This is a genomic window from Delftia sp. NA_296.1 (assembly GCF_052692095.1).
This window is the reverse complement of sequence record NZ_JBQZGF010000007.1, coordinates 356,663-383,145: the sequence shown is the minus strand read 5'-3', so window position 1 is coordinate 383,145 and position 26,483 is coordinate 356,663. Positions and strand designations below refer to the sequence as shown.

Genomic DNA, 26,483 nt, shown 5'->3' with positions numbered 1-26,483 from the left:
CACGCGCTTGACCGGGACCAAAACCTTCATTGCAGCGGCTCCTGATTGATTGATAGATTGACGTTTACGTAAACCGAAATCATTGTATGCGGCGCTGCAGCAGCTGCGGCAGGTTTCCCTGACGGCCGAGGGCCGCATGCGCGCTCACAAAAAAGAACGATCGTGCCATTTTAAGCACGACCATTGAGATTTCCTGCGGGGGAACAGCTTGAACTCAGGGTATGCACCTAGGAATAATCCTAGCTGCTTTTCTCTGCTGCCTGAGCCACCACGCCCCCGCGTTCGGTGATCTGTACCACCTGCTTGGGAACTGGCAGGCTCACGCCCGCCGCACGCAGGCCGCGCAGCACGGCGAGGTTCACCTCGGAGCGCACATTGCCCTGGCCATTTTGCGGGTCGTTGATGTAGTAGCTGAGACTGAACTGCAGACCCTGCTCGACAAAGTCGACCAGTGCCACCGAAGGCGCGGGCGTCTTGAGAACGCGCGGCTGCGCGGCTGCGGCATCGAGCAGGATGCCGCGCACCTGCTCCACATCGCTGTCCATGCCCACGACGATGTTGGTGGACAGGCCGAACTTGACGTCGAATCCGGTGAGGTTCTCCACACGCTGGGTGATCAGCGTCTCGTTGGGCACGATGGACTCGCGGCCGTTGAGCGCGCGGATGATGGTGTAGCGCGTGCGGATGTCGGTGATGCGGCCCTCAAAGCCATCCACGCGCACGTTGTCGCCGATGCGTAGCGCGCGCTCGATCAGCACCAGAAAGCCGCTGACGTAGTTGGAGGCGATCTTCTGCATGCCGAAACCCAGGCCCACGCCGATGGCGCCGCCCATGACGGACAGCGCCGTCAGGTCCACGCCCACCATGGACAGCGACACCAGCAGCCCCACCAGGATCAGCACGCTGCGCGTGATGTTCATGGCCACCTTGCGCATGGACAGGTCGCTGACCCACTGGTTGATGACCTTCTGCTCGAACAGCGTTGCTACCCACAGCACGGCCACCATCATCAGGCCCGCCGACAGCGTGCCTTCGATCAGGTTGAGCAGGCTGACCGGCGTCTTGCCGATGTTGAACTGCAGGGCCTCCAGCTCCTCCATGACCTGCGGCAGCAGGCCGATGCTGTGCAGCACGGCCGCGCCCCAGGCCAGCCAGGAAAAAATGCGCTCGATCAGGCGCACCACGGTGGAGTGGGGGAAGGTCCGGCTGAGCACCCGCGCCACGAAGCGGATCACCGACAGGGACACCAGCAGCGACACGGCCACGCGCAGCCAGAACACCGTGGAAAACCGCGCCAGGATCTCCTGGCTGGTGAAGACCAGCACCAGCGCCAGCAGCGGGAACAGGGCGCCATCGAGCGCATGGCGGCCTATCCATACGGAGGGCTTTCCATCGTTGAGATGGCCGTAGCGCGCATGCAGGCCGCGCATGGCGCCGTAGGCCAGCAGCAGGCAGGCGATGAGCACGGAGAACTCCAGCCAGGCGCTGGAGCTTTGGAAGTCGTTGATGAGCTTGTCGAAGATGTCCATGGGTCAGGGCCGTTCCGCCGCAAGGGCGCAGGCCGCCATCATCGCGCAGATCCAGGACAGGCCGACCGGACCGGGACCTACATGCAGGTCGGTCAGCGGCCCGTCTTCCAGGCCGGTTCGCGCTTGGCGGCGAAGGCCTGGGCGCCCTCCTGGGCGTCGGCATCCATCATGTTGGCGGCCATGGTCTGGCCGGCCAGCTGGTAGGCCGCCTCGATGCCCATCTCGCGCTGCCGGTGAACCAGCGCCTTGCCCATGGCCACGGCCGCACGGGGCTTGCTGACGATGGACTGCACGAAGTGCTCGACGGCATCGTCCAGCGACTCCTCGGCCACCACGCGGTTGACCAGGCCCTGCTCCAGCGCCTGCTGGGCGTCGATGAAGTCGCCCGTGAGCAGCATCTCCATGGCCTGCTTGGCCGGCACATTGCGCACCAGCGGCACGCTGGGGGTGGCGCAGAACAGGCCATAGTGGATGCCGCTGGTGGCAAAGCGTGTCGCCTGCGCAGCAACGGCCAGATCGCACTGGGCGACGAGCTGGCAGCCTGCCGCCGTGGCAATGCCGTGCACGCGCGCGATCACGGGAACGGGCAGCCGGTGGATGGACAGCATCATGCGGCTGCACTGGGCGAACAGCTTCTGGTAGTAGTCCAGCTGCGGATGGGCCGCCATGTCCTTGAGGTTGTGTCCCGCGCAAAAGGCCTTGCCGGCCGCAGCCAGCACGACCACGCGCACGGACTCGTCACGTGCCACATCGTCCAGCGCCTGCTGCAGCTGCGTGAGCATCTGCTCGCCCAGGGCATTGAAGCGCTGCGGGTCGTTGAGCGTGAGGCGCACGACGCCCCGCGCGTCGCGCTGCACGTCGAGCAGGGGGCTGGCTTCAGAAGGAGGGGTGCTCGCGTTCATGGTGCTCCAGATCCGGTTCAGAGGTCGGCCAGCACGCGCACGTGCGCTTCCACGCTGCGCGCAAGCGGCCCCATCACATAGCCGCCTTCCAGGCAGGAGACGATGCGCCCCTTGGAAAAGCGCCGCGCGATGTCCTTGATGCGCGAGGTGATCCAGGTGAAGTCCTGCTCGGTCATGCCCAGCTGGCCCATGTCGTCCTCGCGGTGGGCGTCGAAGCCGGCGCTGATGAAGATCAGCTCGGGCTTGAAGGCCTCCAGGCGCGGGATCCACATCATCTCGACGATTTCGCGGATGTCCATGCCCTTGGTATAGGCGGCCACCGGCACGTTGACCATGTTGGCGGCCGGATGCTGGTCGCCGCTGAAGGGATAGAAGGGGTGCTGGAAGATGCCGCACATGAGCACGCGGTCGTCGCCGGAGAGGATGTCCTCCGTGCCGTTGCCGTGGTGCACGTCGAAATCGATCACGGCCACGCGCTTGAGGTGGTGGCGGCTGAGCGCGTACTTCACGCCCACGGCCACGTTGTTGAAGAAGCAAAAGCCCATGGCCTGGTGGCGCGTGGCATGGTGGCCCGGCGGGCGCACGGCGCAAAAGGCGTTCTCCAGCTCGCCGGCCATCACCGCATCGGTGGCAGCCAGCGCGGCGCCGGCCGCATGCAGGGCGGCCGAGAAGGTGTGGCTGTTGATGGAGGTGTCGGTGTCGATCTGGGAGTACTCGGGGCCACCGGCCTGCTGCTCCTCGACCAGGCGCTGTGTCAGGCCCTGCAGCGCGGCCACATGCATGCGGTCATGGGCCAGTTCGATGTCGGCCAGCGAGGCCTGGGGGGCCTCGTGCCGCTCCAGTGCATCGGCCACGCCGGTCACCAGCAGCCGGTCCTCGATGGCATCGAGCCGGGCCGGGCATTCCGGGTGCCCCGGCCCCATCTCATGCCGCCAGCACTCCCTATGGGTGAAATAACCCGTCTTGCCCACAGTGATGTCTCCGCGATGTTTTTTTTAGGATAACGTCGCGCCATGCAAGCAACACACAAGATCAAGGCGCTTCTGGATCAGCTTAACACGGTGGTTGTAGGGAAACCGGCTCAGGTCCGCGACAGTGTGGCCTGCCTGCTGGCCGGGGGACACCTGCTGCTGGAAGACGTTCCCGGCGTGGGCAAGACCACGCTGGCGCATGCGCTGGCACACAGCTTCGGGCTGCAGTTCTCGCGCGTGCAGTTCACGGCCGACCTCATGCCCAGCGACCTCACCGGCGTGTCCATCTACGAGCGCGCCAGCGAGACCTTTGTCTTCCACCCGGGCCCCGTTTTCGCCCAGGTGCTGCTGGCCGACGAGATCAACCGCGCCAGCCCCAAGACGCAGAGCGCCCTGCTCGAAGCCATGGAGGAACGACAGGTCTCGGCCGAGGGCCGCACGCACCGCCTGCCCGAGCCCTTCTTCGTGATCGCCACCCAGAACCCGCAGGAACAGCTGGGCACCTTCCCGCTGCCCGAAAGCCAGCTGGACCGCTTCCTGATGCGCATCAGCCTGGGCTATCCCGACCGCGCGGCCGAGCGTTCCCTGCTGTCCGGCAATGGCCGGCGCGCCCAGGCCGATGCGCTGGCACCGCTGTTGACCACGGACGAGCTGCAGCAGTTGCAGGCAGCCGTGCTGCAGGTGCATGCCAGCGATGCCCTGCTCGACTATGTGCAGGACCTGCTGGAAGCCACGCGCTCGGGCCAGTGGTTCGTGCAGGGCCTGTCGCCTCGCGCGGGCATTGCGCTGCTGCGCGCGGCCCGGGCCGTGGCCCTGATGGAGGGGCGCGACTACGTGGCGCCCGACGATGTGCAGGCCATCCTGCCGCAGACGGCGGCCCACCGGCTGGTGCCCATAGGCTCTTCTGGCCGGGGCGCCGTGGAGCAGGTGCGCGCCATGCTGGACGCCGTGGCGCTGCGCTGATGCCGGCCGCTCCCGCGTCTTCGCCCGGCGCCCCTCAGCCGGGGGCATCGCTGCGCCAGCGCTGGTCTCCCGCGCGGCGCGTGCGCCAGTGGTGGCATGCCCGCCTGCCCCGCACGGACAGCCTGAAGCTGACCCAGCGCAATGTCTACATCATGCCGTCGCGTGCAGGCTGGGCCCTGGCGCTGACGCTGTGCGTGCTGCTGGTGGCCGCCATCAACTACCAGCTCAACCTGGGTTATCTGCTGACGTTCCTGCTGGCCGGCAGCGCGGCAGCGGGCATGGTGGTCGGCCACGGCAATCTGCGCGGCCTGGCGTTGCACCTGCTGCCTCCGGCCGGCAGCTTTGCCGGCCAGCCCTGCCGCTTCGACGTGGTGCTGCACAACACGCGCCGCAGCACGCGTTGGGGCATAGGCCTGGCCGTGCAGGGCGATACGGCGGCCATCGACTGGACCTGGATCGATGTCCCGGCACAGGGCAGCACCACGGCGCAACTGGCTTTCACGCCACTGCGCAGGGGCCTGCAATCGCTGCCCACGATCACGGCGGCCACGCGCTACCCGCTGGGCACCTTCCGCGTCTGGGCGCTGTGGCGCGCGCAGACCCAGGCCTGGATCTACCCGGCGCCCGAACACAATCCCCCGCCCCTGCCTGCGGCCAGTGCCGATGCCGGCGGCCGCAGCGCGGCCTCCACGCGCCATGGCGACGAGTTCGATGGCGTGCGTGCCTACCGGCGCGGTGATGCGCTCAAGCTGGTGGTCTGGAAAAAGGCTGCCCAGGCCTTTGCCACGGGCAGTGACCAACTGGTGAGCCGCGACCGCCCGCTGTCCCAGCAGCACCGCCTGTGGCTGGACGCCAAGGCCACCGGTCTGGCCGACCCCGAGGCCCGCCTCAGCCGCCTGACCGCCTGGGTGCTGGTCGCGCGCCAGCAGGACCTGACCTGGGGCCTGCGCCTGCCCGACGGCCGCGAGATCGCCCCCGACCAGGGCGCGGCCCACGCCACGCTATGCCTGGAAGCCCTGGCGGCCTGCCCATGAATCGCACGTCCATGCCCTCCTCCTTCCAAGCCATTGCGCAGCCCGCGGCCCCCTGGCGCCAGCGCCTGGCCGCCCTGCCGCGCGATGCGCGCGACACCCTGTTCCTGCTGGCCGTTATCGCCTGGGTGCTGATGCCCCAGGCCGCCCACACGCCCTGGTGGACCATGGTCTTCGTGGCCGGCCTGCTGCTGTGGCGCGGCCTGCTGGCCTGGCGCGGCCAGCCCCTGCCCGGCCGCTGGGTGCTGGGTGGATTGCTGCTGCTGGCCGTGGGCGCCACCTGGGTCTCGCACGGCACCTTTATCGGGCGCGATGCGGGCGTGACCCTGATCGTGCTGCTGCTGGCGCTCAAGACGCTGGAGTTGCGCGCCCGGCGCGATGCCATGGTGGTGTTCTTCCTGGGCTTCTTCGCGCTGCTGGCCAACTTCTTCTATTCGCAGTCCCTGCTGCTGGCCCTGGCCATGGTGCTGGGCCTGCTGGGCCTGCTCACGGCCCTGATCAATGCCCACATGACCGCCGGCCGCCCGCCGCTGACGCAGGCGCTGCGCACGGCAGCCCTGCTGGCGCTGTGGGGTACGCCGGTGATGGTGGCGCTGTTCCTGTTCTTCCCGCGCATGGCGCCGCTGTGGGGTGTGCCTAGCAACGACCTGGCCGGCCGCAGCGGCCTGTCGGAAAACATGCGCGTGGGCTCCATGGCCTCGCTGGTGCTGGACGAAAACGTGGCCCTGCGCCTGCGCTTCGATACGCCCGATGGTGCTCCTCCGCCTGCCAACACCCTGTATTTCCGGGGGCCCGTTCTGTCGCGCTTTGACGGACAGGAATGGCAGATGGACACGGAGGCCGTTCTGGAGGACGCGCAGTTGCGCGTCTCCGGCGAGGGCGTGAGCTACCAGATGACCATCGAGCCCAGCCGCCGCCCCTGGCTGCCCCTGCTGGACGCCGCGGCCAGGGCTCCCGAGCTGCCCCCGGGCATGGGCAGCGCCCGCATGACGCCGCAGCTGCAATGGCTGACCTGGCGCCCCATCACCGACGTGGTGCGCATCAGCGCCCAAAGCCATGTGCAGTTCAGCTACGGGCCGCGGCAGCCCACCCGCGCCCTGCGCCGCTACACCCAGCTGCCCGAAGGCAGCAACCCGCGCACGCTGGAGCTGGCCCGGCAGATGCGCGCCGACCCGCAACTGGCCGACGCCCCGCCCCGCGCCTGGGTACAGGCCGCCCTGGCGCGCCTGCGCACGGGAGGCTACACCTACACGCTGGAGCCCGGCGTGGTGGACAGCGTGCACACGGCCGATGACTTCTGGTTCGACAGCAAAGAGGGATTCTGCGAGCACATCGCCTCGGCCTTCGCCGTGCTGATGCGCGGCATGGGCGTGCCTGCCCGCATCGTCACCGGCTACCAGGGCGGCGAGCGCAACCCTGTCGATGGCTACTGGACCGTGCGCAACGCCGACGCCCACGCCTGGACCGAGGTCTGGCTGGCGGACGAGGGCTGGGTGCGCATCGACCCCACCGGCGCCGTGGCTCCGTCGCGCGTGGGCGAGTTCCAGCGCCTGCGCGCGCCCCAGGGTGCCATTGCGGGCGCCGTGGGCAACTTCGTGGGCGTGGGCATGCTGCAGCAGATGCGCGCCGTGTGGGAGGCCGTCAACAACGGCTGGAACCAGTGGGTGCTGAACTACACGCAAAGCCGCCAGCTGGACCTGCTCAAGAACCTGGGCGTGCAGTCGCCATCGTGGGTGGACATGCTGCGCCTGCTGGGCGCGCTGGCCGGCGTGGCCGCGCTGGCCTGGCTGGCCTGGATGGCCCGCGCCCAGCGCAACAGCCGCGATGAATGGCTGCGCCTGATGGACAGGACCCGCGCCCGGCTGCGGCGCATCGGCCTGGACGCCGACGCCAGCCTGCCCCCGCGTGCGCTGGCAGCCCAGGTCATGGACCGCTGGGGCCAGGACGATGCCAAAGCGGCCCAGGCCCTTCACGACTGGCTCCTGGGCATGGAGCGCCAGCGCTACGCACGCGCCCCCCAATCCGCACCCGACACCCCCGGCCTGCCCGCCCTGCGACGCCAATGGCGGGCGCTGGACTGGCCACGCACTCCGCAGCCACGGCCACAAGCCGCCGCTGCCGGCCCCACGACAAGCACACCATGACCAAGCAACGACTGATCCCTTCCGCCCTGCTGCTGCTCGCGGCCGCCGCCCTGCCCTGCGGCGCGCTGGCCAGCAAGCCGGCGCCCGCCCAGACCGGCGCAGCCAAGACTGCCGCCAAGTCCACGGCCAAACCTTCCACGAAAAAGCGCACGGCCGCTGCTGCCGCCGCCACGGCGGCAGGCGGCGCCGCCGTGGCCAGGACCGTGCAGGGCAGCACGCCCTACGGAGAACGGCCTGATGCCATGCAGATGGCCGCCGACATTGCGATGCGCCACGACCTGCCGGTGGACTGGGTGCGCGACACCATCTCCCAGGCGCGCTTTCTGCCCCAGGTTCCCCGCCTGATGACGCCGGCTGCCCAGGGCACGGCCAAGAACTGGGGCGTCTACCGCAGCCGCTTTGTCGAGCCCGTGCGCATACGCGCCGGAACCCGTTTCTGGCAGGCCAATGCCGCCGCGCTGGCGCGTGCCGAAAAGCAGTACGGCGTGCCGGCCGAAATCATCGTCGGCATCATCGGCGTGGAGACCATCTACGGCCAGCAGATGGGCAATTTCCGCGTGATCGACGCCCTGGCCACGCTGAGCTTCGACTTCCCCGCAGCCCACCCCCGCGCGCAGGCACGCACCGAGTACTTCCGCGGCGAGCTGGAGCAATTCCTGCGCTTCACGCACCGCGCCGCAACGGACCCGTTCTCGCTGCGCGGCAGCTACGCGGGCGCCATGGGCATGGGCCAGTTCATGCCCAGCAGCTGGGTGAAGTGGGCGGTGGACTTCGACGGCGATGACCGCATCGACCTGTTCGGCAGCGCGGCCGACGCCATCGGCTCGGTGGCCAACTACTTTGTCGCGCATGGCTGGAAAAGCGGCATGCCCACCCACTACCCTGTGATCATGCAGGCCCAGGGCGCCGACCTGGCCGCCCTGCTGGCGCCCGACATCCTGCCCCAGTTCACGGCCGACGAGATGGCTGCGCGCGGCGTACAGCTGCCGGGCAGCGGCGCGGCGCATCAAGGGCCGCTGGCCCTGGTCAAGCTGGAAAACGGCGCGCAGGGCCAGCCGCTGTACATCGCGGGCACGGAGAACTTCTATGCCATCACGCGCTACAACTGGTCCAGCTACTACGCGCTGTCCGTGATCGAACTGGGCCAGGAAGTCGCTGCGGCCATGGGCCGCTGATCCGGGCCATCCAAACCGTCGAGGCGGTCAGGGACGGCGCATGCGGCACATCGCAGGCTGCTCGGCACGCGCCGCCTCGATCTCTCGCACCACGCGGAAGCCGTAGCCCGAGCCCTCCACATCGAAGGGCACGCCGGGCGCGCCCTGCCTGTCCATGACGCCGACAACCAGCGCCTGCTGGAACTGGTGGTCGGCCGCGCGCATGCGGCCCTTGCGCCCGGCCAGCGCCACCTCGGCGCCTTCCAGCGCCTGCGCCACGGCCACCGTGTCGGTGCTGCCCGCACGCGCCATGGACTGGGCCAGGGCCTCGATCATCAGTTGCATGCGCATGTGCACATAGTCATCGGCAGGCCTGGGAAAGCGCTCGCGGAATGCCTTGTAGAAGGCCTGGCTGTCGGGGCCCGGCACGTTGGGCAGCCAGTCGGCCACGGCCAGCACCTTGCCCACGCCGGCCTCGCCTAAAGCGGCGGGTGCACCCAGCGCATTGCCGTAGAAGGTGTAGAAGCGGCCGTCAAAACCCGCCTCCCGCGCGGCCTTGACCAGCAGCATCAGATCGTTGCCCCAGTTGCCCGTGATCACGGCCTGGGCGCCGCTGGCCTTGATCTTGGCGGCATAGGGCGCAAAGTCCTTGACGCGCCCCACGGGGTGCAGCTCGTCGCCCACGATGGCCACATCGGGCCGCTGCGCGGCCAACTGGCGCCGTGCCTCGCGCAGCACGGCCTGGCCAAAGCTGTAGTCCTGCCCGATCAGGTAGGCGCTGCGCACGGCCGCGTCCTCGCGCAGCACCTGCATCAGCGCGGCCATGCGCATGTCGGCATGGGCGTCGAAGCGAAAGTGCCAGAAGCTGCAGCGCTCGTTGGTGAGCGCAGGATCGACGGCCGAGTAGTTCAGGTACAGCACGCGCCGGGCAGGATCGCGCTCGTTGTGCTTGGCAATGGCATCGACCAGCACGGCGGCCACGGTCGAAGAATTGCCCTGCATGACCACGCGCGCACCGCCGTCGATGGCTGCGCGCAGCGCAGACAGCGCCTCCTCGTTCTGGCCCTTGCTGTCATGGCGTTCGATGGCCAGGGGCCGGGCGCCGCCCTGCGCGGCCGGCAGTGGCACACCGCCGCGCGCATTCACGCGCTCGGTGGCCCACAGAAGGTTGCGGAACACGGCCTCGCCCGTATTGGCAAAGGGGCCGGACAGGCTTTCGATCAGCGCCAGCCGTATGGGCTCGCCGCGCGGCGGGGGCACGGGCTGTCCGCGTTCGTTTGCGGCCCGGGCCGCCAGCGCGGGCGCCGCAAATAGCGCCATGGCACCGCTTTTCAAGACCTTGCGGCGCAATTTATTCATGGCTTTTTCCCTCTTGAAATGCGTTCAACGCCGCTCAACTACGCTCCATGCGGCGACAACTTCGATGAAGCCGCGCAGTTTATAGGAGCCACTTCACCATGATCTTCTCGCCTGTTCTCCGCCGCAACGCCTTCAACCCCCAAGCCGCCGATCTGGCCCTGCAGCGCTTCCTGCAAGGCACCCTGGGCAACGCCGCCCACTCTCCCTCGTCGGTGCAGGTGCAGCGCGATGAAAAGGCCACGACGCTGCAGCTGGATGTGCCCGGCCTGTCCCGCGAGCAGCTGCAGCTGAGCATCGAAGGCGCCGTGGTCCGTCTGTCCAGCGTCGAGGGTGCGCCCCGCCAGGTGCAGCGCGCCTGGGAGCTGGACCATGAGATCGACACTGCCGCCAGCAGCGCAAAGCTGGAAAACGGCGTGCTCACGCTGTCCCTGGCCCGCCTGGAGCCGCAGAGCAAGGCCACCACGCTGAGCATCCAGTAAATCCGGTCAGCGAGTTTGTGCACCCGGGCTGTCAACCAATCCTTTCTTCCCTCCTCTTAGCAAGGTGACAGCCCGTTTTCAAAGCCCGGCACATGCCGGGCTTTTTTTGTGCTGCACAGGCTGCGCCTCAAGGTGGCCCGCCGCACAGCGCGGCGATAGGGAAGGCAGAGGCGGCCGAAGAATCAGGCCAGCGAATCGAGCGGCCAGCGCGGCTTGACGTCGAAGGCGTAGTGCCTGTTGGCCACTTCCCGGCCCGCCTGCAGGCGCATGGCTGCGGCCATGGCGATCATGGCGCCGTTGTCGGTGCACAGGTGCAGCTCGGGGTAGTGCACGCGCAGCTTGCGCTTGGCGCAGGCCGCATCCAGCTGCGAGCGCAGCAGCCGGTTGGCACCCACGCCGCCGGCCACGACCACGCGCTTCATGCCAGTCTGCTGCAGCGCGGCCAGGGTTTTCTTGACCAGCACTTCGACGATGGCGGCCTGCGTGCTGGCGGCCAGGTCGGCCTTGCGCGCCTCCAGGTCATCGCCCAGCTTCTTCGCCTGGGTCAGCACGGCCGTCTTCAGGCCGGCGAAGGAGAAGTCCAGGTCGCCCGAATGCAGCAGCGGCCGGGGCAGCTTGAAGGCCTGGGCATCGCCGCCTTCGGCCAGGCGCGAGAGCACGGGACCGCCCGGATAGGGCAGGCCCATGAGCTTGGCCGATTTGTCGAAGGCCTCGCCGGCAGCGTCATCGATGGTCTCGCCCAGGATGGCGTAGCTGCCCACGCCGTCCACGCGCATCAGCTGCGTGTGGCCGCCCGAGACCAGCAGGGCCACGAAGGGGAATTCGGGGGGATCGGCGCTCAGGAAGGGCGACAGCAGATGGCCTTCCAGGTGGTGCACGCCCAGCACGGGCTTGTTCAATGCCGCAGCCATGGCGCAGGCCACGCCCGCGCCCACCAGCAGCGCGCCGGCCAGGCCGGGGCCGCGCGTGAAGGCGATCACATCGACCTGGTCCAGCGAGCGGCCGGACTCGCCCAGCACGTTTTCGGTCAGCGGCAGCACGCGGCGGATGTGGTCGCGGCTGGCCAACTCGGGCACCACGCCGCCGTAGGCGCGGTGCATGTCGATCTGGCTGTGCAGCGCATGGGACAGCAGCGTGGGCACGCCCGTGCCATCGGGGGCCTCGACCAGGGCCACGCCGGTTTCATCGCAGGAGGATTCGATCCCCAGAATCAGCAAACTCATGGGGCTGAAGTGTAGAACCTGCGGGCGCGGCGCACGGCCACCGGCATCAATGGCCCCTGGCAGGCGGGCAGTTGCACGGCCGGCGCTCCGCTACAGGTTGTCTATGTAGGAAGAGCGCGAGAACCGCACGGGCTCGAAGCCGTCGGAGGTCCAGATTTCGCTGGCGATCAGTGCCTGGGCATCCATGGGGCGGGCAAAGTAAAAGCCCTGCAGCTCGTCGCAGCCCAGCGCCTGCAGCACTTCGCGCTGCTGCTGGTTGGTCACGCCTTCGGCCACCACGCGCAGCTCCAGCGCATGGGCCAGGCGCACGATGGCATCGACCACCGCCCGCGCATCGCTCTTGAGGGCCACGTCGCGCACAAAGCTGCGGTCGATCTTCACCTCGTCGGCGCACAGCTGGCGCAGCAGGGCCAGGCTGGAGTAGCCGGTGCCGAAGTCGTCGATGGAGATCTGCACGCCCATGCCCGTGAGTTCGGCAATCACGGCCATGGTGGTCTTGTCGTCCTCCATGGCCACGGACTCGGTGATCTCGAAGACCAGTTGCTCGGGCCGGATGCTGTGCCTTGCGATCGCCTCGGCGATGAACTGCGCCAGCCGCGTCTGAAAGAGCTGGTAGCCCGAGATATTGATGGACACCCGCATGAAGCGCCGCTCGCGCGCCCATTGCGCGGTCTGGCGGCAGGCCTCGTCGATGACCCAGTCGCCGATCTCGCTGATCAGGCCGAAGCGCTCGGCCAGCGGGATGAACACGCGGGGACTGATCAGGCCGAACTGCGGGTGGTTCCAGCGCGCCAGCGCCTCCACGCTGCGGATGCGGCCCGTGCGGGTATCGATCTTGGGCTGATAGAACAGCACCAGTTGCTGGCTGGCCACGGCGCGGCGCAGGGCCTGCTGCAGGTCGAACTGCGCGACCACGCCCTGGCGCATGCTTTCCTTGAAGATGGCGTAGGTGTTCCCGCCGGCACGCTTGGCCGTGTACATGGCGGCATCGGCCGCCGCCATGAGCTTTTCCTTCTTGCCATGGTCGGGATAGATGGCCACGCCGATGGAGCTGCTGATGGAGACCGCTTTTCCTGGCAGGTCGAACGGCTGGCTCAAGGCCTTCTGCACCCGTCCGGCCATGGCCACGGCATCGTCCACCGAAGCCAGGCAGCCCAGCAGCAGCACGAACTCGTCGCCACCCACGCGCGCCAGCGTGTCCGATTTGCGCGTCATATGGCCCAGGCGCACGGCCACCTGGCACAGCAGCGCATCACCGGCGGCATGGCCTTCCACATCGTTGATGGGCTTGAATCCATCCAGGTCGATGTACAGCAGGCCCACGCGCACCGGCCCGCAGGGCCCCGGCTGCTCCACCGAGCTGTCGGCGCGCGCAATCGTGCGGCCCAGCCGGTATTCGAAAAGCGCCCGGTTGGCCGTACCGGTCAACGGGTCCCTGAAGGCGATGCGCTTGAGCTTCACATTGGCGCGCAGCAATTTCTCATTGCTCTGCTTGAGCGACTGCGTCAGGCGCTGCGCCTTGCAGCGCATGCGGATGTAGAGCACCGAGCACACCAGCAGGAACGCCACGAACGCACCGGCACCCCACGGGCCGAGGGCATGCCATCCAGCGAACCAGACGCCCTCATCGGCAAATTGCGCCGACGCGACGCCGTCCTGGGCGGCCGCAAGCACCTGACCCTGCGCCATGCAGGGCAGCAGCGAAGCCAGCCAGCACGCAAATGTCGGGCTGCGCCAGCGCGCTGGTATCCACCGGGACACCCCCTCGGTCATGAACAGCCAATGCATGGGGAAAAACCGATCTTCTCGTGATATTTCAAACTCATGCCGATTCAGCCTCACTGCCGCATTGCGCAGCCCAATGCCGTGGTCTGCGTTGCCATGTGCGCCGGATGAACGGGGCTTTTCTTGAAAAACCGCCCCATTCGCTTTGCAAACATTCGACACGCTTACACGTCAGTTTGTGTATCGAAAATTTCAAATCATTAAAAAAATTCTATCAAATCATCGATCCCGTGCCCATGCAAGCACCGCGCGACGCCCCCGGCATGGGAATTGCATCCAGGCCCCTTGCACCAAGGCAAACTGCATCAAGGCAGGCAGACAGGACCAAGCCCCCCATGAAAACCGCTCTCAACTTTCTTGTGGCCGCGCGGCAGTGCGAAATCGGCGAGCTGGAGCAACTGCAGCGCACCAGCGCCCTGGTGGATCTGCTCAGCCGCCTCATCCATGCGCTGCAAAAGGAGCGCGGCCTGTCCAACGTCTTTCTGGCCAGCGCAGGCGCGCGCGGCGGCCCGGCCAGGCTGGCGCAGATGGCCGAGTGCGACCGCATGGCCGCTGCGGCGCGCGACGGCTTCGAACTGGTGGACATGCAGCCCGGCGGTGCGGGACTCACCGGCCACCCCGGCCATGGCGCGCGGCTGTTCAGCCGCATCGCCCATGTGCTGCAGTGCCTGGACGCCCTGCCCGCGCTGCGTGAGCGCGTCGCCAGCCGCGCGCTGTCGCCGGAGGCGGCCACGGCGCTCTATATCGATCTGGTGGCCGGCCTGCTGGCCGTGGTCTTCGAGGCGGCGGACAGCGCGCCCGAGCCCGGCATCTCGCGCCTGCTGGTGGCCTTGTTCAACTTCATGCAGGGCAAGGAGTTCGCGGGCCAGGAGCGCGCCACGGGCGTGGCGGCGTTCGGCGCGGGCGTGAGCGATGCGCCGCGCCAGCAGCACTGGCTGCACCTGATCGCCTCGCAGGAGCGCTGCTTTCAGGTCTTTGCGGAGTTCGCGCCGCCCCATTCCCTGGCCCTGTGGCAAGAAAGCAGCGCGGCCGACGCCACGCTGGCCGTGATCGAGCGGCTGCGCCGCGTGGGCTGCACGGCCACGGCGGGCGCGCCTTTGTCCGTGGAGATGGCCGAGCCCTGGTTCGACAGCTGCTCGCAGCGCATGGACGCGCTGCAGACCGTCGAGGCCCGCCTGACGGCCGAGCTGCAGCAGCAATGCCAGCACCGCATTGCCGATGCCCGCGCCGCCCTGCAGACGCTGCTGCAGGCGCCGCAGGCATTGGCGACCACGCCGGTCTCGGCCACGCTGGCGCCGGGCGAGCTGCAGCCGCCGGCCGCACGGCTGGGGCCGCAATTGGACCGTTCCGTGATGGACCTGGTGCAGGACCAGTCGCAGCGCCTGCAGGCCATGCAGGCCGAGCTGGAGACCGTGCGCGCCACGCTCACGGAGCGCAAGCTGCTGGAACGCGCCAAGGGCCTGCTGATGGCGCGGCGCCAGCTCAGCGAAGGCGAGGCCCACAAGCTGCTGCGCCAGACCGCCATGAACCAGAACCGCCGCCTGGCCGATGTGGCGCAGGCCGTGCTTTCCATGGCCGATCTCCTGCCACCTGCGCATTGAACGCCGGGCCGGTGCGAGCCATGCTGCAGTGCAGCACCGACTTGGTGCCATGGAACGCACCAGAAGGTGGCCCGGCGAGGCTGGCAAGGCCGATGGACGACATGGCCCCCTGTGAACACGGCCTGGCACGCTTTCTGCATTGACTTTGGCAACTCCCGGCCAAAGGCGGCCGGGACCCCGGTCTTGATTCAAGGCCCCAGGACAACGGCGTCACTCTCCCCGCGCAGCGCGGCTGGAGAGGACGCCGTTTTGCTTGGAGCAGGGCCCGTTTGCAAGTGTTCCATTCCCGACGATCGAAGGAGTTCCGCCATGGCGTCAAGCCCCAAGCCCACCACAGGCCCTCTCACCGCCGGCCCGGCCCTGCCCCGGCGCGACTTTCTGCGCCAGGCCGGCACGCTGGCAGGCGGTGCGGCGCTCTACACCCAGCTGGGCCACCATGGCGCCTGGGCGGCCGGCTCGGATGCGCCAGAGAAGAAAGAGGTGCGCATCGGCTTCATCCCGCTGACCGACTGCGCCAGCGTGGTGATGGCCTCGGTGCTGGGGATCGATCAGAAGTACGGCGTCAAGATCATTCCCTCCAAGGAAGCGAGCTGGGCCAGCGTGCGCGACAAGCTGGTCAACGGCGAGCTGGACTTTGCCCACGTGCTCTACGGCCTGGTTTACGGCGTGCACCTGGGCGTGGGCGGCGCCAGGAAGGACATGGCCGTGCTGATGACGCTCAACCACAACGGCCAGGCCATATCGCTGTCGAAGAAACTGGCCGACAAGGGTGCCGTCAATGGCGCGGGCCTGGCCAAGCTGATGGCCAGCGAAAAGCGCGAATACACCTTTGCCCAGACCTTTCCCACGGGCACGCACGCCATGTGGCTGTACTACTGGCTGGCGGCCAACGGCATACACCCGCTCAAGGATGCCAAGGTCATCACCGTGCCGCCGCCGCAGATGGTGGCCAATATGCGCGTGGGCAACATGGACGGCTTTTGCGTGGGCGAGCCCTGGAACCACCGCGCCATCATGGACGGCATCGGCGTCACGGCCGCCACCACCCAGTCCATCTGGCAGGACCACCCCGAAAAGGTGCTGGGCACCACGGCCGAGTTCGCACGCCAGAACCCCAACACGGCACGCGCCGTGACGGCGGCCATCATCGAGGCCAGCCGCTGGATCGACGAGAGCCTGGCCAACAAGACCCGCATGGCCGAGACCATTGCCGGCAAGGCCTATGTGAACACGGGCGTGGATGCCATCAACCAGCGCATCCTGGGCCGCTACCAGGACGGCATGGGCAAGACCTGGGACGACCCCAACCACATGAAGTTCTACGGCGACGGCAGCGTGGGCTACCCCTACCTGTCCGACGGCATGTGGTTCCTGACCCAGCACAAGCGCTGGGGCCTGCTCAAGGACCACCCCGACTACCTGGGCGTGGCCCGCTCCATCAACCGCCTGGACATCTACCAGCAGGCCGCCACCGCTGCCAAGGCCCCGCTGCCCAAGGCGGAGATGCGCAGCAGCAAGCTCATGGATGGCACGGTCTGGGACGGCAAGGATCCGCGCAAGTACGCGGACAGCTTTGCCATCAAGGCCTGAGAGATACCCTTTGAAGCCCCACCCCACAGAGGAACACACCATGGTCAGCGCCGTCTTCCACTTCCCGGCCGAATCCGCTGCCGCACCGGCAGCCGCTTCCACACCGATCTCCGCGCAGGTCTCAGGGCCCGCCGCTCCAGCCGCGCCGGCCCCCCAGGCCCGGGCACCCGCCGCCCCGCGCGACTGGGCAGCGCTGTCGCGTGCCTTCTGGCTGGCCGTGCTGCCGCCGCTGTGCGGCTTGGGTTTGCTGGTGGGCGTGTGGTCCCTGGTGGCTGCAGGCTCGGGCCAGAGCATTCCGGGGCCATTGGCGACCTGGCAGCAGGCGGTGGAGATTTTCAGCGACCCGTTCTACCGCAACGGCCCCAATGACCAGGGCGTGGGCTGGAATGTGCTCGCTTCGCTGCAGCGCGTGGCCGTGGGCTTTGGCCTGGCGGCGCTGGTCGGCATTCCGGCCGGCTTCGTGATCGGGCGCTTCAACTTCCTGTCGCGCATGTTCAACCCGCTGATCAGCCTGCTGCGCCCGGTGTCGCCGCTGGCCTGGCTGCCCATCGGCCTGCTGGTCTTCAAGGGCGCCAACCCGGCGGCGATCTGGACCATCTTCATCTGCTCGATCTGGCCCATGCTCATCAACACCGCCGTGGGCGTGCAGCGCGTGCCCCAGGACTACATGAACGTGGCGCGCGTGCTCAACCTCAGCGAATGGAAGATCGCCACCACCATCCTGTTCCCGGCCGTGCTGCCCTACATGCTGACCGGCGTGCGCCTGGCGGTGGGCACGGCCTGGCTGGTCATCGTCGCGGCCGAGATGCTTACCGGCGGCGTGGGCATCGGCTTCTGGGTCTGGGACGAGTGGAACAACCTCAACGTCAAGAACATCATCATCGCGATCTTCGTGATCGGCATCGTGGGCCTGCTGCTGGAGATGGCCCTGGTCAAGCTGGCAACGGCATTTACGTTCGAAGAGGTGAAGGCATGAATGCATCGTCCAAGTTCATCGAGGTCCAGGGCGTGGAGCAGAGCTTCAAGACCGCCAAGGGCCTGTTTCCGGCGCTGCGCAATATCGACCTGACCATTGCGCGGGGCGAGTTCGTCTCGCTGATCGGCCACTCGGGCTGCGGCAAGTCCACCCTGCTGAACCTGATCGCGGGCCTGACCACGCCCACCACGGGCGTGCTGCTGTGCGCCAACAAGGAGATCAAGGGCCCCGGGCCCGAGCGCGCCGTGGTCTTCCAGAACCACTCGCTGCTGCCCTGGCTGACCTGCGAGGGCAACATCCACCTGGCCGTGGAGCGCGTCTATGGCCGCACGGAAAGCCGCGCCCAGCTCAAGGCACGCACCCTGGCCGCGCTGGAGCTGGTGGGCCTGGGCCATGCCGCGCACAAGCGGCCCGGTGAAATCTCGGGCGGCATGAAGCAGCGCGTGGGCATTGCGCGCGCGCTGTCGATGGAGCCGCAGGTGCTGCTGATGGACGAGCCCTTCGGCGCGCTCGATGCGCTCACGCGCGCCAAGCTGCAGGACGAGCTGCTGGAGATCGTGGCGCGCACGCAAAGCACCGTGGTCATGGTCACCCACGACGTGGACGAGGCCGTGCTGCTGTCCGACAAGATCGTGATGATGACCAACGGCCCGGCCGCCACCATCGGCGAGGTGCTGCAGGTCGGCCTGGCCCGCCCGCGCAACCGCGTGGCGCTGGCCGAGGACGACCGCTACCGCGAGTGCCGCAAGGCGGTGATCGACTTCCTCTACACACGCCAGGGGCATGTGGAAAAGGCGGCCTGAACCTTCGCCGGTCCTGCCGCCTTCCAGGCCCTGCACATTGCGGGCCGGCCGGGCCCCGGTTCAGTGCCGGCCCGAGATGTAGTGCTCCAACTGCTCGATGATGAACTTCTGCTCGGAGATGATGTCCTTGACCAGGTCTCCGATGGAGATCAGGCCCAGCAGCTTGCCGCCCTCGTCCACCACGGGCAGGTGGCGCAGCCGGTTCTCGGTCATCACCGCCATGCATTCCTGCGTGGTCTGGGTGGGGCCGACGAAGAGCACGTCGCGCGTCATCACGTCGCGCACCAGGGTGGCGCCCGAAGTGCGCCCCAGCAGCGCGATCTTGCGCGCGTAGTCGCGCTCGGTGACGATGCCTGCGATCTCGCTGCCCTCCATCACGAGCAGGGCTCCAATGCCCTTGTCGGCCATGAGCCGCAGCGCATCGAGCACGGAATCGGTAGGCGCGATGCTGTACACCGCGCCGCTGGCCTTGGACTTGAGAATGTCTGCAACTGCTGTCATGGGTGCCTTTCAGTCGTTCGCCAATTCGGTTCTAGTGTCATCCGAACTGCGCCCAAAAAGCAACAGGGCCAGCGCGTGTATGCACACGCACCGGCCCTGCCCGTTCCCCTGATCCCAACCTATCCGTTGGTCCTGCAATAGAGCCACCTGCAGCGCATACGACTGGCGCTACCTAAGCGAGGGACGCCGAGCAAGAGCCGCCTCGCGGCGGGGGCGCCTAGCCGACGGCGTCGTTCCCCTCCCGCGAAGCGAGAGAGGGGCGCCGTGCAACGGGAAGCCGCGAAGCGGCTCAGGGGGTGTTGCATCATTTCAGCGGCGGCCGCCCAGCAGACTGCCACCAATCTTCATCAGATCGCTGAGACCTACCTGGCCGTCGCCATCCTGATCGAGCAGGCTGCCCAGCAAACCACCACCCAGACCGCCCTGCTGCTGCGCCTGCGCATGCTCGCGGCCCAGCACCTGGCCCAGGCCGCCGGCATCCATGCCGCCTGCGCTCACGCGCTGTGCAAGAAAGGACATGACGATGGGGGCCAGCAGCTGCAGCAGCTGGGCCGCGCCGCCGCTGCCCAGGCCCGTGGCCTGGCCCAGTCCGTCCTGCGCGCGCTGCTGGTTGCCACCCAGGATGTGGCCCAGGATGGCCGCGCCATCGAGCCCGCCACCTGCATTGCCGCCCGCGCCTGCGCCGCCGCCCAGCAGCGAGCCCAGCAGGCCGCCGAGGTCCAGGCCACCGGCGCCGCCGCCGCTGGCCGCGCCATGGTCGCGCTGCAGAGCGCCGAAGAGATTGGCCGCGCCCTGCGGATCGGCCGCATTGCGGCCCAGCGAGGCCAGCAGCACGGGCAGGGCCGCGCCCACGGCGCTTTCGGTCTGGGCGGGGCTGGCGCCGATCTGGTCCGCCATCTGCTGCATGGGCGCGCCCTGCAGTTGGGCCATCAGTTCGGCGGCCAGGGAAGAGCTGGAGTTCATGGTCGTTCCTTCATCCGGTCGCCCGGTCAACACAAAGCCACATGGTATGCGCAAGCCTGCGCAGCGCACATGACGGTGCCACGTCCAAGTGTCAACGATGTTTTCCAGCGTCCGCAGGAACCCGCAGGGATCAGGTCGTGGTCAGCACCCTCTGCGGCTGCGCGCGCGCCTGCCGCATCTGTGGCGCGCTCTGCACCTGGCTGCGTGCCTGGCCGCCTGCCGGGCTCTGTGCCTGGGCCTTCATGGAGCGGCGCAGGGCCACGGCATCGCCCGCTGCGGCAGGCGAGCGGCCCGTGGCGTCCAGCCGGAACACCTGCACGGTTTCCGACACGGTCTGCGCCTGGGCCTGCAAGGCCATGGCCGATGCCGCGTTCTGCTCGACCAGGGCCGCGTTCTGCTGCGTGATGCTGTCCAGATGCGCCACGGCCGCGTTGACCTGCGAGATGCCGCTGAGCTGCTCGCTGGAGGCGCTGTGGATCTCGCCGATCAGCAGGCTCACGCGCCGCACCAGATCCAGCGATTCGATCATGGTCTTCTGCGCCACCTCGGTCCTCTGGTTGCCGTCCAGCACCTTGGCGGCGGAATCGTCGATGAGCTCGCGGATCTCCTTGGCCGCCGCCAGCGTGCGCTGCGAGAGGCTGCGCACCTCGGCCGCCACGACCGCAAAGCCCCGGCCCTGGTCGCCCGCGCGCGCGGCCTCCACGGCAGCGTTCAGCGCCAGGATATTGGTCTGGAAGGCGATGGAGTCGATGAGCTGCGTGATCTCTCCGATGCGCCCCGACGCGGCCTGGATCTGCTTCATGGTGGCGGCCACGCCATCGACGGCGCCGCTGCTGCGTTCGGCCACCTCGCTGGCCTGGGCGGCCAGGTCCGTGGCCTGGCGGGCCGAGTCGGCCGTGTGCTTGACGGTGCCCGTGATCTCCTCCATGGAGGCCGCCGTCTGCTGCAGGTTGCCCGCCTGGGTTTCGGTGCGCGCGGACAGGTCATGGTTGCCCTGCGCGATTTCCCGGCTGGAGATCTGCATCTTGTCGCTTTCCTCGCGCGCATCGCGCACGATGGACAGCAGGTTCACGTTGAGCTGGCTCAGCGCCTTCTGCAGATCGCCCACCACGTCCTTGCGCGTGATGCGTATGGTCTGCGTCAGGTCGCCGGCCGCCAGGCGGTTGGCCAGCAGCACCATCTGCGCCAGCGGCGCCACGGTCAGCCGGTAGGCCCAGGCCCCGGCCAGGCCCGTGAAGATGCAGACCGCCAGCCAGGCCAGCGCAGACCATGCGTCCAGCGTATGCCCTCCCGCCAGCGCCGCGCCAAAGGCCGCCGCCACCACCATGAAGAAGATCAGCACCAGCTTGCCGGCCAGGCCCAGGCTCAATGCGTTGGCCAGGCGGCCGCGCAGGTTGTTGCGCAACAGGTGGCCGGCACGCAGCACGTGGACCCGGCGCCCGGCGTCCTTCTCGGCGCGCATGGTGGCGTAGAGGCGCTCGGCCGCATCCGTCTGCTCGCGCGTGGCCTCGGTGCGCACGGACATGTAGCCCGAGGGCCGGTCGCCATCCATCAGCGGGGTGACATTGGCCATGACCCAGTAGAAGTCGCCGTTCTTGCGCCGGTTCTTCACGGGGGCGGACCAGGGCAGGCCCGCCGAGATGGTCTCCCACATGTCGCGGAAGGCTTCCTCCGGCATGTCGGGGTGGCGGATCATGTTGTGGGGCTGGCCCAGCAGGTCTTCGCGCTCGTAGCCGCTGACCTCGATGAACATCGGGTTGCAGTAGAGGATGCGGCCCTTCAGGTCCGTGGTGGAGACCAGGGTCTGGCCCTTGGGAAACGAGTACTCGCGCGTACTGACCGGCAGATTCACTCTCATAGGCATCCTCCCTTGAAGAAGAAAAATCCTGCGTGCCCCATCCGGCCCAGCGAACCGCTGGCCGGAGTTCACAGTTTTTACCCCGAATCGCCACATTTGAAACAAATAAAAACAAAACCTCCATTGGATTCAGACATCTGATAGGACCGTATCGATAGCACGCGCACCGCTTTGATGCATGCGGCGCACCAGCCTGGCACGGCCGCGCGGACTCGCGTCCCCGGGCGATCAGTCGCCACAGGGCAGCAGGCCTGGCACGCAGCTTGCTAAATACCGGGCGTGGCCATGAAGGGCCGCAGGGCCAGGCGCAACGACGTGCCACGGCCCGGGACAAAGGCGTCACCCCGCGCGCAGCCATCGGCCGCGCAGCGTGGGGACGCCTTTTTTGTTTTCCGAACCGCAACGGGGGCACGATGAAAAAATCCAGGCTGGTGATGGTGGGCAACGGCATGGCCGGCGTGCGCACGCTGGAGGAGCTGCTCAAGATCGCGCCCGACCTCTACGAGATCACGGTATTCGGTGCCGAGCCCCACCCCAACTACAACCGCATCATGCTGTCGCCTGTGCTGGCGGGCGAGCAGCGGCTGGACGAGATCATCCTCAACGACTGGTCCTGGTATGCGCAGCACGGCATCACCCTGCATGCGGGCTGCCGCGTGCACGCAGTCGACCGGGCGCGCCGCGTGGTGCACGCCGTGGACGCGGCCGGACAGCCGGTGAGCGCCGAGTACGACCGGCTGATCCTGGCCACGGGCTCGCGCCCCTTCATGCTGCCCGTGCCCGGGCGCGAGCTGGAAGGCGTGCTGGGCTACCGCGACATTGCCGACACCCAGGCCATGATCGCGGCGGCCGCCAGCCACCGCCATGCCGTGGTCATCGGCGGCGGCCTGCTGGGCCTGGAGGCCGCCAACGGACTCATGAAGCGCGGCATGGACGTTACCGTGGTGCATGCGGGCGAGCGCCTGCTGGACCGCCAGCTGGACGAGACCGCCGCCGCCTTGCTGCAGGCCTCGCTGGCCGAGCGCGGCATGCGCTTTCTGATGCAGGCCCAGACCCGGGCGCTGACGGGCGACGGCCAGGGCCGCGTGGCCTGCGTGCACCTGCAGGACGGGCGCGAGGCACCGGCCTCGCTGGTGGTCATGGCCGTGGGCATCCGGCCCGAGACCACGCTGGCCGAGCAGATGCACCTGCACGTGCAGCGCGGCATCGTGGTCAGCGACACGCTGCAGACCGTGACCGACCCGCGCATCTACGCCGTGGGCGAGTGCGCGGCGCACCGGGGCGTGGCCTACGGGCTGGTGGCGCCGCTGTTCGAGCAGGGCAAGGTGCTGGCCAACCACCTGGCGGAGATGGGCATCGGCCGCTACCCGGGCTCGCAGACCTCGGCCAAGCTCAAGGTCACGGGCATCCATCTGTTCAGCGCGGGCGACTTCCGCGGCGACGAGGGCACGGAGGAAATCGTGCTCAGCGACCCCGGCGCGGGCGTGTACCGCAAGCTGGTGCTGCGCGGTGACAGGCTGGTCGGCGCCTGCCTGTATGGCGACACCGAGGACGGTGGCTGGTACTTCCGCCTGTTGCGCGATGGCGTGGCAGTGCAGGAACTGCGCGACCGCCTCATGTTCGGCGAAAGTCAAGCCAGCCAGGCCAGCCAGGCCGACCCGGCCAGCGGCCCGTGACGGCGCCCGCCCCCGTGCCCTGCCCTTCCCTCATCCACCCCAGGCCCGCCATGCAAGAAACCCGATCCACCTGCCCCTATTGCGGCGTAGGCTGCGGCGTCCTCATCGAAAGCGATGGTGCGCGCATCACGGGCGTGCGCGGCGATCCGGCGCACCCCGCCAACCACGGCCGCCTGTGCACCAAGGGCAGTACCCTGCACCTGACGGCCTCGCCCGCCCTGGCACAGCAGACGCGGCTGCTGCAGCCCGCGCTGCGTGCCACGCGCGGCGCGGCGCCCCAGGATGTGGGCTGGGATGCCGCACTGGACCTGGCCGCCGGCAGGCTGGCCTCCATCGTGCAGGAGCACGGCCCCGACGCCGTGGGCCTGTATGTGAGTGGCCAGTTGCTGACCGAGGACTACTACGTCTTCAACAAGCTGGCCAAGGGCCTGATCGGCACCAACAACATCGACACCAATTCGCGCCTGTGCATGAGCAGCGCCGTGGCCGGCTACAAGCTCACGCTGGGCGCCGACGCGCCACCGGCCTGCTACGAGGATGTGGACCATGCGGACTGCCTTTTCATCGCGGGCAGCAACGCGGCCTGGGCGCATCCCGTGCTCACGCGGCGCATCGAGCAGGCGCGTGCCGCGCGGCCGCAGATGAAGATCATCGTGGCCGACCCGCGCCGCACCGACACGGCCGGCATGGCCGACCTCTTCCTGCCGCTGCGCCCCGGCAGCGACACCCTGCTGTTCCACGGCATGCTGCACATCATGGAACTGGAAGGCTGGCTGGACCAGGCCTACATCGCACGCCACACCAGCGGCTTTGCCGACCTGCAGGCCCTGGTGCGGGAGGCCACGCCCGAGCGCGTGGGCGATCTCTGCGGCCTGCCCCGGCACGACCTGTTCCAGGCCGCGCAATGGTTTGCGCTGGGCGGGGATGCACGCGACGGCGCCGCCCGTGGCGCCACGCTGAGCCTGTACTGCCAGGGCCTGAACCAGAGCAGCAACGGCACGGCCAAGAACGCCGCGCTGATCGGCCTGCACCTGGCCACGGGCCAGATCGGGCGCGCGGGCGCGGGGCCGTTTTCGCTCACGGGCCAGCCCAATGCCATGGGCGGGCGCGAGGTGGGCGGGCTGGCCAATCTGCTGTCGGCCCACCGCGACCTGGCCAACCCGGCCCACCGCGCCGAAGTGGCCGCACTGTGGGGCGTGGACGACGTGCCGCCCCGCCCCGGCAAGACCGCCGTGGAGATGTTCGAGGCCGCCGCCGAGGGCGAGATCCGCGCGCTGTGGATAGCCTGCACCAACCCTGCGCAAAGCATGCCCGACCAGGCCCTGGTGCGGCGCGCGCTGCAGCGGGCCGAATTCGTCATCGTGCAGGAGGCCTTTGCCACCACCGCCACCTGCGCCTACGCCGACCTGCTGCTGCCTGCCACCACCTGGGGCGAGAAGATCGGCACGGTGACCAACAGCGAAAGGCGCATCTCGCGCGTGCGCCCCGCCGTGGCCGCACCCGGCGCCGCACGCCATGACTGGCGCATTGCCGTGGACTGCGCGCGGCGCATGGAGGCACGGCTGCGCCCGGGCCGGCCCAGCCTCTTTCCCTACGACACCGAAGACGCCGCTGCCGGCGCCCAGGCCATCTGGAACGAGCACCGCGAGAGCACGCGCGGGCGTGACCTGGACATCACCGGCCTGTCCTGGGATCTGCTGGACGCGCAAGGCCCCCAGCAATGGCCGCTGCCCGAAGGCGCAGCCCAAGGCCGCGCACGGCTCTACGAAGACGGCCGCTTTCCCACGCCCGATGGCCGCGCACGCTTTGCCCTGCTGCCCTGGCAGCCGCTGGCCGAGCCGCCCGATGCGCACTACCCCTTCAGCCTGACCACGGGCCGGCTGCGCGACCAGTGGCACGGCATGAGCCGCACGGGCCAGCTGGGCCGCTTGTTCGGCCATGCGGCCGAGCCCTGCCTGCAAATGCACCCGCGGGACATGGCCGAGCGCGGCCTGCGCGCGGGCGACCTGGTGCAGATGAGCAGCCGGCGCGGCGCCCTGCTGGTGCCGGTGCAGCCCGATGACACGCTGACGCCCTCCCAGCTCTTCATGGCCATGCACTGGGGCGGCGAGTACCTGGGCGGCACTTCAATGGGCGGCACTTCAATGGGCGGCGTCAATGCCCTGACCACACCTGCCTTGTGCCCCGGCTCCAAGCAGCCCGAACTCAAGCACACGGCCGTGAAGCTGCAAAAGGCCGAACTGCCCTGGACCCTGCTGGCCATGGCCTGGCTGCCCGAGGACCGGGTGCTGGCCGTGCGCGAGCAGTTGTCCGCCCTCATGCCGCACTTCGGCTTCGCCAGCTGCGTGCCCTTCGGCAATGCCGTCCCGCTGCAGGACGCCGCCCGGGCCCGGCACGGCGTGCTGCTGCGCGCCGCCGCGCATGAGGCGCCGGGCGAGGCCGTCCTCGCACGGATCGAATCCCTGCTGGGCCTGGATGCCGCCGACACCCTGCGCTACAGCGACCGCCGCCGCCAGCACAGCCGCGCGCTGCGGCTGGACCGCCACAGCCTGTCCACCACGGTCGAAGCCCTGCTGCTGGCGGGCGACACGCGCGCGGGCAGCTGGCTGTCCACCCTGCTGCAGGACCAGATGCCGGCACAGGACTATGGCCGCCTGCTGCTCATGCCCTCGGGCTCGGCGCCGCTGGCCATCCAGCCGCGTGCGCGCCAGGTCTGTACCTGCTTCGATGTGGACGAGACCGCCATCGCAGGCGCGCTTGCGCGCTGCGAGGGCAGCGACGACGCGCGCCTGGCCGCGCTGCAGGGCCAGTTGCGCTGCGGCACCAATTGCGGCTCCTGCCTGCCCGAGCTCAAGCGTCTGGTGCGCCACATCCCCCTGGCGAAGAGCCAGGAGGCCGCATGAAAGAGGCGATTGAACAACGGGTTTGCATATATAGCGAAAAGTAATGAAACCTGCGGGAAAATATGCCCCCAC

The 26,483-nt window shown here is 68.6% G+C and carries 20 protein-coding genes; 11 read left to right on the top strand and 9 right to left on the bottom strand.

Annotation, left to right across the window (positions count from 1 at the left end):
• Positions 1-239: 239 nt before the first annotated feature.
• The 3 genes from ACUTR7_RS19515 to ACUTR7_RS19505 form a co-directional block, all read right to left on the bottom strand.
• Positions 240-1,529 (bottom strand): mechanosensitive ion channel family protein, encoded by a 1,290-nt coding sequence (locus tag ACUTR7_RS19515; RefSeq protein ID WP_013803461.1) that lies wholly within the window; start codon positions 1,527-1,529, stop codon positions 240-242.
• A gap of 92 nt (positions 1,530-1,621) precedes the next feature.
• Entirely contained in the window at positions 1,622-2,431 is an 810-nt protein-coding gene (locus ACUTR7_RS19510; protein WP_445609588.1) for an enoyl-CoA hydratase, read from the bottom strand.
• A gap of 17 nt (positions 2,432-2,448) precedes the next feature.
• Positions 2,449-3,354: a histone deacetylase family protein gene (locus ACUTR7_RS19505; RefSeq protein WP_049801441.1), complete on the bottom strand. Its 906-nt coding sequence runs from the start codon at positions 3,352-3,354 to the stop codon at positions 2,449-2,451.
• Positions 3,355-3,444: 90 nt separating this feature from the next.
• Here ACUTR7_RS19505 and ACUTR7_RS19500 point away from each other — a divergent pair, with 90 nt between their 5' ends.
• From ACUTR7_RS19500 to mltB, 4 genes are read left to right on the top strand one after another with little or no spacing between them, the layout of a single operon-like run.
• On the top strand, positions 3,445-4,365 hold the full coding sequence (locus ACUTR7_RS19500) for an AAA family ATPase (RefSeq protein ID WP_099753123.1): 921 nt from the start codon (positions 3,445-3,447) through the stop codon (positions 4,363-4,365).
• Positions 4,365-5,399 (top strand): DUF58 domain-containing protein, encoded by a 1,035-nt coding sequence (locus tag ACUTR7_RS19495; protein ID WP_445609587.1) that lies wholly within the window; start codon positions 4,365-4,367, stop codon positions 5,397-5,399. Before ACUTR7_RS19500 ends, ACUTR7_RS19495 begins: the two co-directional genes overlap by 1 nt.
• Positions 5,396-7,540, top strand: coding sequence for a transglutaminase family protein (locus ACUTR7_RS19490; protein WP_445609586.1), 2,145 nt, complete (start codon positions 5,396-5,398; stop codon positions 7,538-7,540). Before ACUTR7_RS19495 ends, ACUTR7_RS19490 begins: the two co-directional genes overlap by 4 nt.
• The gene (gene mltB, locus ACUTR7_RS19485) at positions 7,537-8,715 is read left to right on the top strand and encodes a lytic murein transglycosylase B (RefSeq protein WP_141829311.1); all 1,179 of its coding nucleotides are present in this window, start codon (positions 7,537-7,539) and stop codon (positions 8,713-8,715) included. The genes ACUTR7_RS19490 and mltB overlap by 4 nt, the downstream gene beginning before the upstream one ends.
• 27 nt (positions 8,716-8,742) lie before the next feature.
• On the opposite strand, the gene ACUTR7_RS19480 is transcribed toward mltB, so the two are convergent.
• The gene (locus tag ACUTR7_RS19480; RefSeq protein WP_445609585.1) at positions 8,743-10,053 is read right to left on the bottom strand and encodes a branched-chain amino acid ABC transporter substrate-binding protein; all 1,311 of its coding nucleotides are present in this window, start codon (positions 10,051-10,053) and stop codon (positions 8,743-8,745) included.
• 98 nt (positions 10,054-10,151) lie between these two features.
• Here ACUTR7_RS19480 and ACUTR7_RS19475 point away from each other — a divergent pair, with 98 nt between their 5' ends.
• Positions 10,152-10,532, top strand: coding sequence for an Hsp20/alpha crystallin family protein (locus ACUTR7_RS19475; protein WP_034391459.1), 381 nt, complete (start codon positions 10,152-10,154; stop codon positions 10,530-10,532).
• Positions 10,533-10,714: 182 nt separating this feature from the next.
• Here ACUTR7_RS19475 and tsaD read toward each other — a convergent pair whose 3' ends face one another.
• On the bottom strand, positions 10,715-11,755 hold the full coding sequence (tsaD, locus tag ACUTR7_RS19470; RefSeq protein WP_012204300.1) for a tRNA (adenosine(37)-N6)-threonylcarbamoyltransferase complex transferase subunit TsaD: 1,041 nt from the start codon (positions 11,753-11,755) through the stop codon (positions 10,715-10,717).
• A gap of 90 nt (positions 11,756-11,845) precedes the next feature.
• Positions 11,846-13,543, bottom strand: a complete 1,698-nt coding sequence (locus ACUTR7_RS19465; RefSeq protein ID WP_445609584.1) for a putative bifunctional diguanylate cyclase/phosphodiesterase — start codon at positions 13,541-13,543, stop codon at positions 11,846-11,848.
• A gap of 332 nt (positions 13,544-13,875) precedes the next feature.
• On the opposite strand from ACUTR7_RS19465, the gene ACUTR7_RS19460 reads away from it, so the two are divergent.
• The 4 genes from ACUTR7_RS19460 to ACUTR7_RS19445 all read left to right on the top strand — a co-directional run bounded on the left by ACUTR7_RS19460 (position 13,876) and on the right by ACUTR7_RS19445 (position 18,510).
• Positions 13,876-15,141, top strand: coding sequence for a nitrate- and nitrite sensing domain-containing protein (locus ACUTR7_RS19460; protein ID WP_099752629.1), 1,266 nt, complete (start codon positions 13,876-13,878; stop codon positions 15,139-15,141).
• A gap of 309 nt (positions 15,142-15,450) precedes the next feature.
• The gene (locus ACUTR7_RS19455; protein WP_065346497.1) at positions 15,451-16,731 is read left to right on the top strand and encodes a CmpA/NrtA family ABC transporter substrate-binding protein; all 1,281 of its coding nucleotides are present in this window, start codon (positions 15,451-15,453) and stop codon (positions 16,729-16,731) included.
• A gap of 40 nt (positions 16,732-16,771) precedes the next feature.
• Positions 16,772-17,707, top strand: coding sequence for a nitrate ABC transporter permease (gene ntrB / locus ACUTR7_RS19450; protein ID WP_034391448.1), 936 nt, complete (start codon positions 16,772-16,774; stop codon positions 17,705-17,707).
• A complete protein-coding gene (locus ACUTR7_RS19445; RefSeq protein ID WP_445609583.1) occupies positions 17,704-18,510 on the top strand; it encodes an ABC transporter ATP-binding protein in 807 nt (268 codons plus the stop codon). Before ntrB ends, ACUTR7_RS19445 begins: the two co-directional genes overlap by 4 nt.
• Positions 18,511-18,570: 60 nt before the next feature.
• Here ACUTR7_RS19445 and ACUTR7_RS19440 read toward each other — a convergent pair whose 3' ends face one another.
• The 3 genes from ACUTR7_RS19440 to ACUTR7_RS19430 all read right to left on the bottom strand — a co-directional run bounded on the left by ACUTR7_RS19440 (position 18,571) and on the right by ACUTR7_RS19430 (position 21,832).
• Complete coding sequence (locus tag ACUTR7_RS19440) at positions 18,571-19,011, bottom strand: CBS domain-containing protein (RefSeq protein WP_012204294.1); 441 nt, start codon at positions 19,009-19,011, stop codon at positions 18,571-18,573.
• A gap of 309 nt (positions 19,012-19,320) precedes the next feature.
• Positions 19,321-19,974, bottom strand: a complete 654-nt coding sequence (locus ACUTR7_RS19435) for a DUF937 domain-containing protein (protein WP_012204293.1) — start codon at positions 19,972-19,974, stop codon at positions 19,321-19,323.
• A 130-nt stretch (positions 19,975-20,104) separates the two neighbouring features.
• Positions 20,105-21,832: a methyl-accepting chemotaxis protein gene (locus tag ACUTR7_RS19430; protein WP_445609582.1), complete on the bottom strand. Its 1,728-nt coding sequence runs from the start codon at positions 21,830-21,832 to the stop codon at positions 20,105-20,107.
• Between the two features lie 413 nt (positions 21,833-22,245).
• Here ACUTR7_RS19430 and ACUTR7_RS19425 point away from each other — a divergent pair, with 413 nt between their 5' ends.
• Both ACUTR7_RS19425 and ACUTR7_RS19420 read left to right on the top strand, forming a co-directional pair.
• Complete coding sequence (locus ACUTR7_RS19425) at positions 22,246-23,508, top strand: NAD(P)/FAD-dependent oxidoreductase (RefSeq protein WP_445609581.1); 1,263 nt, start codon at positions 22,246-22,248, stop codon at positions 23,506-23,508.
• A gap of 50 nt (positions 23,509-23,558) precedes the next feature.
• The gene (locus tag ACUTR7_RS19420) at positions 23,559-26,411 is read left to right on the top strand and encodes a nitrate reductase (protein ID WP_445609580.1); all 2,853 of its coding nucleotides are present in this window, start codon (positions 23,559-23,561) and stop codon (positions 26,409-26,411) included.
• Positions 26,412-26,483: the final 72 nt, after the last annotated feature.

Bases quoted from the DNA above. Each gene is read 5' to 3' on its own strand.
- ACUTR7_RS19515 (WP_013803461.1), bottom strand. From the start codon at position 1,529: ATGGACATCTTCGACAAGCTCATCAACGACTTCCAAAGCTCCAGCGCC.
- ACUTR7_RS19510 (WP_445609588.1), bottom strand. From the start codon at position 2,431: ATGAACGCGAGCACCCCTCCTTCTGAAGCCAGCCCCCTGCTCGACGTG.
- ACUTR7_RS19505 (WP_049801441.1), bottom strand. From the start codon at position 3,354: ATGGGGCCGGGGCACCCGGAATGCCCGGCCCGGCTCGATGCCATCGAG.
- ACUTR7_RS19500 (WP_099753123.1), top strand. From the start codon at position 3,445: ATGCAAGCAACACACAAGATCAAGGCGCTTCTGGATCAGCTTAACACG.
- ACUTR7_RS19495 (WP_445609587.1), top strand. From the start codon at position 4,365: ATGCCGGCCGCTCCCGCGTCTTCGCCCGGCGCCCCTCAGCCGGGGGCA.
- ACUTR7_RS19490 (WP_445609586.1), top strand. From the start codon at position 5,396: ATGAATCGCACGTCCATGCCCTCCTCCTTCCAAGCCATTGCGCAGCCC.
- mltB (WP_141829311.1), top strand. From the start codon at position 7,537: ATGACCAAGCAACGACTGATCCCTTCCGCCCTGCTGCTGCTCGCGGCC.
- ACUTR7_RS19480 (WP_445609585.1), bottom strand. From the start codon at position 10,053: ATGAATAAATTGCGCCGCAAGGTCTTGAAAAGCGGTGCCATGGCGCTA.
- ACUTR7_RS19475 (WP_034391459.1), top strand. From the start codon at position 10,152: ATGATCTTCTCGCCTGTTCTCCGCCGCAACGCCTTCAACCCCCAAGCC.
- tsaD (WP_012204300.1), bottom strand. From the start codon at position 11,755: ATGAGTTTGCTGATTCTGGGGATCGAATCCTCCTGCGATGAAACCGGC.
- ACUTR7_RS19465 (WP_445609584.1), bottom strand. From the start codon at position 13,543: ATGCATTGGCTGTTCATGACCGAGGGGGTGTCCCGGTGGATACCAGCG.
- ACUTR7_RS19460 (WP_099752629.1), top strand. From the start codon at position 13,876: ATGAAAACCGCTCTCAACTTTCTTGTGGCCGCGCGGCAGTGCGAAATC.
- ACUTR7_RS19455 (WP_065346497.1), top strand. From the start codon at position 15,451: ATGGCGTCAAGCCCCAAGCCCACCACAGGCCCTCTCACCGCCGGCCCG.
- ntrB (WP_034391448.1), top strand. From the start codon at position 16,772: ATGGTCAGCGCCGTCTTCCACTTCCCGGCCGAATCCGCTGCCGCACCG.
- ACUTR7_RS19445 (WP_445609583.1), top strand. From the start codon at position 17,704: ATGAATGCATCGTCCAAGTTCATCGAGGTCCAGGGCGTGGAGCAGAGC.
- ACUTR7_RS19440 (WP_012204294.1), bottom strand. From the start codon at position 19,011: ATGACAGCAGTTGCAGACATTCTCAAGTCCAAGGCCAGCGGCGCGGTG.
- ACUTR7_RS19435 (WP_012204293.1), bottom strand. From the start codon at position 19,974: ATGAACTCCAGCTCTTCCCTGGCCGCCGAACTGATGGCCCAACTGCAG.
- ACUTR7_RS19430 (WP_445609582.1), bottom strand. From the start codon at position 21,832: ATGAGAGTGAATCTGCCGGTCAGTACGCGCGAGTACTCGTTTCCCAAG.
- ACUTR7_RS19425 (WP_445609581.1), top strand. From the start codon at position 22,246: ATGAAAAAATCCAGGCTGGTGATGGTGGGCAACGGCATGGCCGGCGTG.
- ACUTR7_RS19420 (WP_445609580.1), top strand. From the start codon at position 23,559: ATGCAAGAAACCCGATCCACCTGCCCCTATTGCGGCGTAGGCTGCGGC.